8 protein-coding genes are annotated in these 12379 nt (G+C 54.3%); 5 read left to right on the plus strand and 3 right to left on the minus strand.

Annotated features, from left to right (window positions below; all coding sequences use genetic code 11):
• Window positions 1-18: 18 nt before the first annotated feature.
• From ABD971_RS01980 to ABD971_RS01990, 3 genes are all read left to right on the plus strand, one after another.
• Window positions 19-1224 carry a hydrolase gene (locus tag ABD971_RS01980; RefSeq protein ID WP_339942334.1) on the plus strand — a complete coding sequence of 402 codons (1206 nt, stop codon included), beginning with the start codon at window positions 19-21 and terminating at the stop codon, window positions 1222-1224.
• Between the two features lie 118 nt (window positions 1225-1342).
• A complete protein-coding gene (locus tag ABD971_RS01985; RefSeq protein WP_345318888.1) occupies window positions 1343-2767 on the plus strand; it encodes an aminotransferase class III-fold pyridoxal phosphate-dependent enzyme in 1425 nt (474 codons plus the stop codon).
• Between the two features lie 56 nt (window positions 2768-2823).
• Window positions 2824-3876 carry an arginine N-succinyltransferase gene (locus ABD971_RS01990; protein ID WP_345318890.1) on the plus strand — a complete coding sequence of 351 codons (1053 nt, stop codon included), beginning with the start codon at window positions 2824-2826 and terminating at the stop codon, window positions 3874-3876.
• A 341-nt stretch (window positions 3877-4217) separates the two neighbouring features.
• On the opposite strand, the gene ABD971_RS01995 is transcribed toward ABD971_RS01990, so the two are convergent.
• A complete protein-coding gene (locus ABD971_RS01995; protein ID WP_345318892.1) occupies window positions 4218-6272 on the minus strand; it encodes a DUF5722 domain-containing protein in 2055 nt (684 codons plus the stop codon).
• A 562-nt stretch (window positions 6273-6834) separates the two neighbouring features.
• A complete protein-coding gene (locus tag ABD971_RS02000) occupies window positions 6835-7617 on the minus strand; it encodes a hypothetical protein (RefSeq protein WP_339942338.1) in 783 nt (260 codons plus the stop codon).
• Window positions 7618-7922: 305 nt separating this feature from the next.
• On the opposite strand from ABD971_RS02000, the gene ABD971_RS02005 reads away from it, so the two are divergent.
• Together ABD971_RS02005 and ABD971_RS02010 are read left to right on the plus strand one after the other, a co-directional pair.
• Entirely contained in the window at window positions 7923-8726 is an 804-nt protein-coding gene (locus ABD971_RS02005; protein WP_345318894.1) for a hypothetical protein, read from the plus strand.
• Window positions 8727-8759: 33 nt separating this feature from the next.
• The gene (locus tag ABD971_RS02010; RefSeq protein ID WP_345318896.1) at window positions 8760-10694 is read left to right on the plus strand and encodes a hypothetical protein; all 1935 of its coding nucleotides are present in this window, start codon (window positions 8760-8762) and stop codon (window positions 10692-10694) included.
• Window positions 10695-11188: 494 nt separating this feature from the next.
• On the opposite strand, the gene ABD971_RS02015 is transcribed toward ABD971_RS02010, so the two are convergent.
• The gene (locus tag ABD971_RS02015; RefSeq protein ID WP_345318898.1) at window positions 11189-12343 is read right to left on the minus strand and encodes a TIGR03032 family protein; all 1155 of its coding nucleotides are present in this window, start codon (window positions 12341-12343) and stop codon (window positions 11189-11191) included.
• Window positions 12344-12379: the final 36 nt, after the last annotated feature.

Genomic DNA, 12379 nt, shown 5'->3' on the forward strand with positions numbered 1-12379 from the left:
AAAATTAATCTCATTCAAATGATGTCCGAACCGATTCAAGCTGCAATCCAGTGGATGCACACGCAACAATCCGCTTCGGTCGATCGGCTCGAGCGTTGGTGCAACCAAAACTCGTGGTCGATGGATGTGCCCCAGTTGCAACAAATGGCCGATACGCTCTGCGCAGACTTTCGCAGCTTTGGCGTTTCGTTTGACCAAGTTCCGCTGGGTCCGATGAGGCTACTGGATGACGCAGGTCAGTGGTACGCCCCTTCGACGGGGCCGGCACTGCTGTGGCACCACCAACCCGATGCTCAGCAACGCGTTTTGCTGATGATCCACTACGACACCGTCTACCCCGCGGTCGGATCGACCACCGCCGATCGCTGCGTTCGTCAAGGCGATCGCTTGCTGGGGCCGGGGACGGCCGATGCCAAAGGGGGGATCGCGGTGATCGCGATGGCCGTCGAAGCGGGATTGCGATTCGGGCTGTTTGGCGATTTGGGGGTTTCGATCCTGCTTAATCCCGATGAAGAGATCGGCTCGACCGCTTCGGAACCATTGATGCGAGCGTTGGCACCTGAATTTGATGCCGCACTGGTCTTTGAGCCGACGTTGCCGGACGGAAAACTCGTCGCGGCTCGGAAAGGATCGGGCGGATTCGCCTTTGTCGTTCGCGGCCGCTCGGCTCATGCAGGTCGTAACCCCGAACAGGGTCGCAATGCGATTGTGCATCTGTCGCGGATTGTCGTCAAGCTTGCCGAACTTCATGATCCTGACGGCGGTGTGCTGGTGAATGTCGGCAAGATCGCGGGCGGGGGACCGCTGAACCGTGTTCCGGATTATGCCTCGGTCCACTTGAATGTGCGTGTCACGGATACCCAGGCGATGCAGAAGATCGAGTCGATGCTCGAGACGATTCGCGATCAATTCAGCGGCGACGGTTACGAAGTCGAGCTAAACGGGATGCTGCATTCGCCCCCAAAATGCTCTAATGATGCGTTGGTGGCGATGCAGGCCAAAGTGGCGACGGCGGCAAACGCCATCGGTCGCTCGATCGAGTGGCAAGACACCGGCGGCGCGTGTGACGGATGCAAACTGGCGGCGATGAATCTACCCAACATCGACACCATGGGGATTACAGGCGATAAACTACACAGCAGCGAAGAGTACTGTGTTCCCGCGACGCTGGTACCCGCGGCAGCCACCGTTTTGACATTTTTAGCGAACAGCATCGCCAAGTAAGTGTCCTGTACGGGATCAATCTCGTTTGCAACCGGTACAACGAAAAAACTGACGCATCAAGCGTTGTGGCAAATTAACTTCCAAGACTTACTATCCAACCCTAACGGAGCCAATGGCTGTGGTTGATCCAACGTCCAAATCGTCCGCGACTGCTGCGGAAGCCCTTCGATCGGATCCTCGCGTTGCCGAGGCGAAACGGTTGATCGCCGAAGCGGTCGCCGAACATGCAAAATCGATCGACAATGTTCGCAGTGCGGATGAGTCGCTGGTGCCCGGCTATCAAGCGATGCTCGAGCGATTGGGTCAAGCGCGCGGCGGCGCTCCGATTTGGCCGTACCTGTCGGCCGGTTTAGGCAACGGACCCTATGTCCAATTGGCTGACGGCAGTGTCAAACTCGACTTCATCGGCGGCATCGGGGTGCATGGTTGTGGACACAGTGACCCGCGAATGGTCGAAGCGGCGATTGATGCCGCGCTCGAAGATACGGTGATGCAGGGCAATCTGCAGCAACATCCACCGAGCCTGAAAATGTGCGAACGGTTGCTAAAATTGGCGACTGCCGAAGGAGCGAAATTCGATCATTGTTTGTTGTCGACCAGCGGGGCGATGGCGAACGAAAATGCACTGAAGATTGCGCTGCACCACAAGGCACCTGCGAACCGAATCATTGCGTTTGAAAACGCGTTTGCCGGTCGCTCGATCGCACTTGCCGCATTGACCGATCGACCTAACTATCGAGCCGGTTTGCCGTTGGCACTGCCAGTGGATTACCTGCCGTTTCGTGACCAAGCCGACCCCGACGGCAGCACCAAGCGAGCGGTCGCGGAGCTGAAACGTTTGCTCAGTCGACACCCCGGTCGTTACGCTGCGTTTTGGGCAGAACCGATTGCCGGCGAAGGAGGCTACTATCCGGGCAGCCACGATTTCTTCGAAGCCTTGTGCGTTCCGATTCGTGAAGCCGGCATTCCGATCATCTTTGACGAAGTCCAATCGTTCTCGCGAACGTCCAAACCGTTTGCGTTCCAGCACTACGGGCTCGACCGATTCGCTGACATCGTCACGATTGGCAAGATCACGCAAGTGTGTGCAACACTGTATGGCGAAGCATTCAAACCGACCGGTCCGATTCTGAGCCAAACGTTCACCGGGGCTTCGTCGTCGATCGCGACGGGACTTGCCACCCTGGACGCACTCGAAGCAAGCAATTGTTTCGGAGCGGATGGCCAGAACATCAAGCGACACGAATACTTTGAAAACGCCCTGAACACGTTGGTCAAAAAGTATCCTGGATTGATCTCGGGGCCGTTTGGCGAAGGGATGATGATCGCCTTCACACCGGGTGATGGCAGCTTTGATCAAGCGAAACGGTTGATGGGAATCATGTACGACCTTGGTTTGCTTGGTTTTGTCTGTGGAGCGGATCCGACACGTATTCGCTTTTTGCCCGCGCCGGCAATCACGACGACCGAGCACATCGACGCTGCGATCACGCTGCTCGATAAATCGTTAGCGTTGTTTCGCGAGCCAGACCAAGTAAAATAGAGCTGAACCGCGACGCACGCGGATGTGCCACGAGTCATCACAAGAGGTCGGAAACGATGTGGGTTCTTCGCGCCGTTCGCATCGACGATCTTGATGCACTTCATGAGCTAGTCAAATCGGCGACACGCGGGTTAACCAGTTTGCAACTGAAACGCGATCAACTGCTTGATCGCATTGAACATTCCGAGTTCGCCTTTTCGCGAAGCGGTCCGTCACCACGCGGTGAACCCTATGTTTTGGTCTTGGTGAACCAGCAGACCGGCGAACTGGCGGGGACGTCGACGGTCTATGCAAAAACGGGAGGCTATCAACCGTTTTATGCGTATCAGTTGGTGGAAACCGAACACATCAGCGAACAGCTTGGTGTTCGCCAACGACGTCAATCGCTGCTGCTAACGCGGATCCATGATGGTCCGACTGAAATCGGCAGTTTGTTTCTGCGTGGCAAGTACCGCGGCCATGGCTTTGGTCGTTGGTTGTCGATGGCACGTTTCGCCTTGATCGCGATGCGGCCTCACCGCTTTGCCGATCGAGTGATTGCCGAGATGCGAGGACGAGCGGACAAGGACGGCACGGTCCCCTTCTTTGAAGCGATCGCAGGAAAGTTCATCCCGATTGAATTTGCCATCGCCGACGCACTGTCGACGGTTTCAAAACAGTTCATCGAAGAATTAATGCCCGACTCGCCGATCTACCTCGATCTGCTTCCCAGCAAGATACGCGACGGAATCGGGCAAGTGCATGATGAAACCGTCCCCGCGCTGGCGATGCTAAAGAAGGAAGGTTTTCGTGAAACCGCGTTCGTCGACATCTTTGACGGCGGGCCGATGATTAGCTGTGAAACGCAGCAAATCAACGCGGTCAAACGCACTCGGGAATTGAGCGTGAAATCGATTCTCGTTGACCAACCCAGCGGCTCAGAAACGGGCAGCTCAGAAACGGGCGGTTCCGAAAAGCACATTGTCTGTAGCACGCACCATGGTTTTACCAGTGTGTATACGACGATTTCAATCGATCCCACCACTGGCGACGTGACCATCGACGCTGCAAGTGCCGAGGCATTGCAGGTCGGCATCGGGTCGACATGTTATGTGTTGGGCAAATCGTAAGGCCAAAAGTTCCTGGGGCTTACGCTGAACTGCTAAAACCTTGGGCTTGTTGAAATTTTTGGTTGCGAAATTTTCCTGTCACCTCTCCCAAACCTGCGTTTGGGAGAGGTGACAGTATGCTTACGCAAAGCCGTATTTTATTTCAGCAGTCTCCTTCGTCGGTGGAGAGGTAACTGCACTATAGGCCGGAAGAAAAACTCACCCCCAATATCCGATGACAACCGCTAAGAATCAGCAGCCCAATGCTACATGCTGCCGCCAATCCGTGGCTAGCAATCGCAACTTCAAAACTGACACATCGGATGGGATACTATTTTCCACTGACTAACTAAGCCGAGCCGTTACGGCGTCGGTAGCCCTTTGCTGACTTGCTCTTCTCGCTCGGTGCCAATCGCCTGGTAAACGTGCCACGCGCGTTTGCGTTTGCCATGCGGTTCCGCTTTGCTGGGCAACGTTCTCAAACCCAACATCAATCCGCCTTCGCGGGGATGATCGATCCAGCGGTGGTAATGAAAGGACTCGACCATCGGCATCGCACGAACCTTTTTCATCGCATACAGCAGCGACGCGGCTTGACGGTCCTGAGCATCGGCGTCGTACGAATCGGTATGAAACCCTTGCTCGCTGAACAGCACCGGACGTATTCGGCCAGCGGAATCACGCATCGATTCTTGCTGCATAAAACGGCCAAACACCTGCAAATTCTGGATCGTAATCAGCGGCGTATCAAAGTCGTCGCTGATACGAGTATCGTTCCATGGCAGCGAGGCGAACAGATTTTGAGGATAGGGATGATAGGCCACACCCCAAGCAAAGTCGCCTTCCATCGTGGAATAACGCTGCAGCGACTCGATCACTTCACGACCGGACAGTTGCCGCCACTGGTTATCCTCGGGGACGTTAAAATGATGCGTCAGGGACGCGAACACACGCGCGTGTGGATTGTGTTGGCGAGCCGCGTTGTGAATGATCCGCATCGACCGATAGTAGGACTCGGTCACGATCGCTCGAGGTTGCAGCCCCATGTTGGTCCACACCGTGTGGAAGTCGATTTCGTTGTGCGCGATCCAATTGGTGATGCCACCGGGAGCGGCTTCGGTATTGCTGTATCGCCGTGCGATTTCGCTTATCACAAACGAGTAGATATCGGTTCCACGAGGCGTGGTCAAATCGGGCATCGTATAGATGCCGCCGTCATGTTCGGGATGGACCAGCGGTGAGGCGTCTTCGCCAGCACGCGGTGTCGGAATCAGGATGATGGCCGAAACGACCACGTTGTTTTCCCGAGCCCAGTTCATCACACGGTCATAGTGCGATAGCGTCAGGGTGTCGAAATAAACCGGTTCACCCGAGGTTGGAATTTTGATTCGACCTTGACCAGGTGAATCTTTTACGAACGTTGTGATCGCAATATTGACGGTGATCGCGGTGACCCCAAGTTCTCGGAGCTCATCGATGGGCCCATGCAGATCAATGCCGCCCAATCCTTTCTGATTCGCAGGCAGCGGGCGCTGCGGCGAATGGTTGTCGCCGATTACATCGATCTCGGTGGCGAACGTCCGAGCGGTCAGGTAAGACAATGAACCCGAGACCGACCTGGCTAGCCGCCAACCGCTTTGCAATCGATCTCGTTGCCCGTCAAACCGCGGCATGACCACGGTTACATGTCGGCCGTGAAGACGAATCGCCACGTCGACTCGGGTGGGATCGATGGAATGGCCGATCGACTGCCACGGCGGGCACTCGATGAGTCGCAACTCCGACGCCGTGAGCGTGTCGGGCAAGGATGACGATGAAATCGTGACGTTGTCTTGGTCAACGACCACGGAGTCAATTCGAGTGGGAAACGACTGTGAAAGGTAGTTTTGAATCCGCTCGGCCTTGACGATTTTTTGCTGCCGTAATTGCTGCTGTTTTGCCTCTCGCTGTTTCTCTTGTGGCGTTTTTGCTCGGATGTGGACGTTGCGAAGTTGGATTCGAACGCCCGGTTTTCGTCCCAGATCGATCCGCAAAATTTTATCTGCCGGATCACCCTGTCGCAGCGGATCAAACTGCACAGGTGCACTATAGGTTTGCCACGTTTCCGCCACGGGAATCGCGGGCAGACTCAGTGGGGTGTCGCCGTAACGGGGGCGTCCTAAAAACAGCTCGACCTGTTCAATGCCCGAGACGCAGAAGTAATCGAACTGAAGCACCGAGTCTTCGGCACCGAGGTCGTTCAATTGACCGACGATAAACGGATCGCTTCCCGTCGTTTGGATCTCAATCACTTGGTCGCGTTGTTGGATATCGACGTCGTTACAACGCTCTGGCACGAGAGTCCAGTTGGCTGCCGAGGCAACCGGCAGCATGACCAAGGACGCCAAAAAACCAGCGCAAAAGCGTTTGATAAACATGGGGGAAGGTTGGGGAACCGGTGGGAATGTTGGGGCGGGAGTCTCGAAGTTGCACGTTTTTCACAACCCAAAGCGTCAGTTTGGAAGTTGCTGTTTTTCCATAACCCGAAGCGTAAGCGAGGGAATTTTTATCTTGACTCGGTCCCTCGCTGACGCGTTTTGGAGTTGCGCTATTGTATTTAGGGGCAAAGCCCCGGACGTTTACCTAGCCCAGCCCAACGGGCTGGGACCAAGAAAACCAATGAATTGTAGGGCCAACGGTCCGGCCGTTTACTCGAAGATATATAGAGCGGCTGGCAAATGGCCGGGCCGTTGGCCCGAAGAACGTCTAACCGCGCAACTTCAAAACTGACGCGTCGGGTTGTGATTTTCCGGGAAAAACGACAATAGTGCAACTTCAAAAACGTGAGCGAGGGAATCTTGACCTTGTTTCGGTCCGTCGCTGACACTTCGGGTTTAATTCGCCGGCAAAACGAACGTGGCACAACCTCTAAACAGCGTCAGCGCGGGACCCGCTCTACTCGAAAGACGCAGCTTCGAAAGGTAGATGGGAAGGCGTTTGCTAGTTCGATCCGGACGAGTCGCTGCCGATTTGCACTTTGATTGAACCGAGCACGCGAGTCAATTCACGTTCTTTTTTTCCCACGAACAAAATGTTGTCTAACACGATCGCTCGTTTCTCGGTCGTCGGGTGTAGGATCAAGCGGCCGGCACCGAGCAACAGGAATTCGAACACGTCATTGATCTCTTTGTCGACTCGCAGATTCGGAGCAGGATAGCGTTTCAAGTCACTCAGAAAACCGTGATGATGCAACAGTTCGTTGTTGCGAAGTTCCCAGTAATCAAACCGCACGCTGACAAAGACCGCGATGTACATTAACATCATCGCGAGCGACGTGCAGACGAAGAAGGTCGTATTGGCCGCCGGCCGCAGCCCCGAGAACAAGTGCCCGATCGCGGGCAACAGATCAGGTTTCAGCAAGGTCAACATCCACACGCCCATCGCGATTGTGGCCAAGACGAAAACCAACGTCAGCGAGGTGGCCCGCGGGAAATCGAAGACGATCACAAACATATTTGCCATCATCACGACCAAAAACAGTCCGGTCATCACGACTGGCAGCGTCTGCGTATCGGGGTCCACGGTGTGGTAACCCCCAAAATACATCACGATCGCAGCAAGTGTCGCCACGATCAGCGTGGGGTACATGAAGATGAATTTGGGATAAGGGACCAACAAAATCGAGTTGGACTTGCTGTGTTTCTTTACGTTATCGGACACCGATCCTCCTGTGCCTGCCAATGTGTCTCGCTTTTCGTCACCGCTGATTGCGTCGTTTGCCATTATCCTTTTCCCACGCTTGCGTAATCACGTTGAATTATCACTCTCGCCCCCATTGGCACCAAATTGGGGCTCGCAGGGCGCGGAAGTTCACTGTTTTTGTTGATGCGGGCTATCTTAGCATCATCCGCCCGCCGTGCATGGTCCCACTGCCACCCCCCGCTAATTGGACCCCCACGCTGATTCGGAATACCGCATCCGCAGCCTTAGCCGATTGCGACGATCGAGCCCCAATCGCCAGATCCATGGTTTCCGCATCCGTGCTCTCTCCGCTACGATAACGGGATGACACATAACGGAGTATCGAGATGACATGGCAAACATCCGAAGGGGATCGGGTTCTCGACGGCGCCGAGGCCGAACTCGTTCGCGAATCGCTGGATTGCATGATCGATCGGCTGCAAGATCGAGTCGCAGATCCTAAGAATTTGGAAGGCGATTGGCGCTGGAATTTTGACGTCCCGCTGTTCGATCAATTAACGACCAGCGAGCAGCTCGCCGTGCTGCGTCAAATTACCGAACACTTATTCACGCCCACGGCTGAAACGCTTGCCCCGTCGGCTGTCATAGAAGCCGGAGTGTATGCGGTCTTTCAAACGCTCCGCCAGTTTATCGAGGATGAGATTGATCAACAGCGACTTGGCTTGGACGAGAACGATTGGGATCAAGACAACTGGTTCGATGACCGCACCCCGAATTTGCGTACGCTGACCCTCAGGGCTTACCACGAATGTTTCCGCGACGAAGACTTCGGTGATGACGAATGGTTTTGTGACGAAGACGGCTTCGATGACGCGGATGGTTTTGGCGAAGATGACCTCGCCGACGTCGATTTGGGTTTTGCAGGCTCCGAAAAACTAACCGCTTATAGTCAGGACATGGATCAGTGGAACGACGTGATCGAAAGCCTTGCGGATCAGATATTAAGTGATCGCGATTTCGAGATGGCTGACGATTTCCTGGATCTCGATCCGCCACTGGCCACCGCGATGAAAGATTCGCTGGGTATCCGGACGGATTATTACAGCGACGTCGCCGCGGATGTTCGATCCGAACAGATCGAAGAAACCATTACCGCGATCCGCAAAATTACCCACCCTAAACCACGATAAAACTTCCCATCGATCATCGAGAAGCATCACTGTATGAGTAAGACTCGGAAAAGCGACCTCGTCAAACGTCGAAAAAAGCTAAACCAAAAACAAAACAAGCTAGAAGAAACAGGGTTGCGAATCGATGACTCGCATGAGTCCGGTAACACGGATGTCTACCAACTTGATGTGATGAAGTTGCTGCGAGGTGAATTGTCGCCGCGGCGTATGGAAATGCTGCTTGAAGATGCCATCAAACGCCAGGACGCTCAGGTCATACGGTTTGCAGCTCAAGGTATGATGGACCGGCAACTCGCCGATCCTGAGCTCTACGCAATCAGCGGAATGGCGGCATTACAATGTGCGCACGCTCATCTCGCGCATCGAGATCTGACACGTGCCGTCCAGTCGGGTGCCGACGGTGACATGGTAGCGCAAGCCAAAGACGCATTGCCAAAAATCGAGGGCGTGCTGAGTCAGCATCAGTACCCCGCGCTATTGCATGAACTCTTCTCGGCTGAAGAGCTCTACGAAGCCTCGTATGAGAACGATCGCGTTCAAGAGTTGATGTACTATGGCCAGCTGAAACACGCACATCGTCACGCCGAAGTTGCCTTGAGACGATTCTCGAGCTTTTTGCCATTGCAAAACAATCTCGTCATGACAGCCATTGCGTTGGGCGACTACGAAAAAGCAAAGCGACATGCGAGCGAGACAATCGCAATCCATTCAGACGACGGGATCGCGATCGCAAACCTCGCGATGTTAGAGTGGTTGCACGGAGATTTGGAATCGTGCAAACGTCGACTTCAATCGGTAGCAACCATTCCTGAAAACCGACGTGAAGGGCTGAACGCGTTGATCGAAGTGGCTTTCAAAGCCAATCAGCCTCAATTGGCGATCGATCTTTGGGAGCGAAATCAAGATCTTCAAGACAAAGTCGAACCTCATTACTTTGCTCGTGATGCCAAGTTGATGGCGTGGGCCTACCAACGAGTCGGTGCGAGCGACCAAGGTTTGGCAGTCTTGGAACGCTGCGAAGGCAAATTTCGAGACGAAACAGTTTACGAAATGAGTGAAGATCTGCAGCAACGAAGCGAACTCCAAATCGGGGTAGCTCCTCTACCGCTTGGATATTGGCTAGCCGAACATACGATTAGGTTATTACATGAATCGACGAGTCAGAATTCTCGAGATGCACTCCAGCGGCTAAAAAAACAATTACTGGATCGCTACCCCACTCTTGTGGGCGCAATCTTGGATCGAGGCCCGTTGTCTGGCAAAGAATTGATATTGAGGCTTTGTTACCAGTGCAAAACATTGTCTGACCCGATTCTCGATGCGATTGCCTCGTTCGCAACAGGTCGTTGGGGCACAATCGTGGACCGAATGTTGGCACGAAAGTTGTGTCAAATTCATGGTCGCAACGTGGAACGACTTTGGGTTGGCGGCGACTGGCTGCCCGAGAACCTGTTGAAGCTCGATTTGCATGTCGATTCCGAGCCGCCTCCGCGACGAAGCAAAGAACTAAACGATCTGCTCGTCGAAGCCATGGAGTGCGGTCGCAATGGTCATTTTGCGAAGGCAGAAAAGCTATTCCGCAAAGCGATCTCCGAAGACCAAGGTGCCCGAGATATTCGCCATAACTTGATCAGCATGATCGCAGGGCAAGGTCGACGCGACGAGGCCAGGCAACTGATCCTCGATTTGCATCATGATCATCCCGACTATTTCTTTGCTAAAATCCAATGGGCAAACCTGCTGTTTGAAGATGAAAAACTCGATGAGGTAGAGACGCTGTTAGACGCGATCCTCCGCGATCGAACTCGGTGGCATGTCACCGAGGCAGACGCGTACGGGCAAATTGCTGCGGTGTTAGCAGACAAGCGAGGAAACCAGCCTTTGAAGTTCCAGTTCCAGCACTGGTCGGTCGGATGTAAAGCGTTCGAACCGATGTTGCGTGATTACCAGCCAGAAAAGGTTCTCTAGGTCGAAGGACTACCAAAACATTGGTATTGTCGTGAATTTTGGTTACACAATTTTTCTGCCACCTCTCCCCCGGCTTCGGTGACTGCTGATTTAGTAGCATTGATTGCAGGCCGGAGGCCGATACACCCTCTGCCGGTAGCGTAAGCTACCGGTCAGGAGAGGCGGAAAACCATAGCCCGGAGGGCGACACATCTGCTGCCAGTGTGTCGGCTTCCGGCCTTACGACGACAAGTCGCCCCTAAACCGTTGGCTCACGCCAACGGCAGTCTATCTGTCGGCCTCCGGCCTGTCCGTTTGCTACTACTTCAGCAGTCACCTTCGTCGGTGGAAAGGTAACAGCGGTATTGGCTGGAAGAAAAACTCACTCTCAATGTCCGACGTCAATAGCCAAGTTTTAGCGGAGCGGCGCGAGTCGCCCGCTCAAAATCGAACGTTTTACTCGCCGCAACCGGACGTCTTGCGCCGTGCCGCTACCAAAGTAGATGGAACTGGAATCAACCGGGCGAGGAATCTCCAGTCCCTGCATCGTCAGCGAGCGTCGTATCGGGTAATTCGTACGTGTTGCCCATCAACTCGCGGTCTTCGTTGACCAGTTCCGGATAACGCGAACCGGGCAAGACTTCGACTGCAAAGATCTCTTGTACCGCGTCTTCGAATTTCACAAACGCGATCACATTCGCGGTTTGCAGATTGACGACCCATACGCCACAGCAGCGTTGTTCCATCGGCAGATCAGCGATCGGGATTCCTGTAAACACGGCGGTCTCGCGAACTTGGGACAGCCCGATGAAGGCCAGCGGTCCGTAAAACGAAAGACCTCGTGTGAAACCGGGCAGCGTCACCATCGGTTCATAGCGACCCAACGCCAAATCGATCGTGCCAAACGATCCACTGCCTGAATTCAACAGCCACAACTTGCCGTCATGCCAACGCGGTGAATGCGGCATCGAAAGTCCGCGAGCGGCAATCTCGTTGGATTGCACATCGATTAATATGCCACCTTCTTTCTTGTTCGCGCGCCAACCGCTCGCCTCGTTCGAATCCCCCAGTGCGGTCACGTAGCGGACATCGCCATCACGCACCGCCATGCCGTTTAAGTGACAGCAATCGTCGGGCACATTTTGGTTGATGAACGAGGGTCTCCAAACGGGAACAAAGTTGTACGTTCCACTGCGTTTCGCCAAACAAGAAAACCGCGTGTTCACAAAGACCAAATCGTCCTGAACCCAAGCCATCTCGTGAACATCGATGTCACCGGTATGGTGTGTCACGCGGGGCAGGAAGCAGGCATCGTGGAGACGCGATGATTGCAAACGGCTGCACGCTGCAGGGATATTGTGAAATTCGTGAACCTGCATCGCGGTCCCGATCGCAATTCGATCGGCATCGGCCGCCAACCCCATCGGCTTATCAAACATCCGAAAGTGAGTATTCAGTACACCCTGATCACTACGCAGCATCACCAACTTTCCGGCCTGGTAAGTGGTGACCAATAGCGTGATGCCTAACTGGTCCAACAAGTCAGGGAAATTCGAGGTATGAACCGAACGCAGAGCCGCGTCGTGATTCGCATCACGGTTGGATTGATTTTCGGTCACCGCAGCCATGGTTCCAAGAGAGAATGTAGTGGACGAGGCGACGAGTCCCATCGCCTTCATCCGATCCAAAAGACTCGTAGCCTCGTC

The sequence above is a fragment of the Novipirellula rosea genome (assembly GCF_039541335.1).
Taxonomy (GTDB): Bacteria; Planctomycetota; Planctomycetia; order Pirellulales; family Pirellulaceae; genus Novipirellula; species Novipirellula rosea.

Excerpts from the sequence above, each read along its gene's own strand:
- ABD971_RS01995 (WP_345318892.1), bottom strand. The coding sequence starts at position 6,272 with ATGTTTATCAAACGCTTTTGCGCTGGTTTTTTGGCGTCCTTGGTCATG.
- ABD971_RS02015 (WP_345318898.1), bottom strand. The coding sequence starts at position 12,343 with ATGGGACTCGTCGCCTCGTCCACTACATTCTCTCTTGGAACCATGGCT.
- ABD971_RS02010 (WP_345318896.1), top strand. The coding sequence starts at position 8,760 with ATGAGTAAGACTCGGAAAAGCGACCTCGTCAAACGTCGAAAAAAGCTA.
- ABD971_RS02005 (WP_345318894.1), top strand. The coding sequence starts at position 7,923 with ATGACATGGCAAACATCCGAAGGGGATCGGGTTCTCGACGGCGCCGAG.
- ABD971_RS02000 (WP_339942338.1), bottom strand. The coding sequence starts at position 7,617 with ATGGCAAACGACGCAATCAGCGGTGACGAAAAGCGAGACACATTGGCA.
- ABD971_RS01990 (WP_345318890.1), top strand. The coding sequence starts at position 2,824 with ATGTGGGTTCTTCGCGCCGTTCGCATCGACGATCTTGATGCACTTCAT.
- ABD971_RS01980 (WP_339942334.1), top strand. The coding sequence starts at position 19 with ATGATGTCCGAACCGATTCAAGCTGCAATCCAGTGGATGCACACGCAA.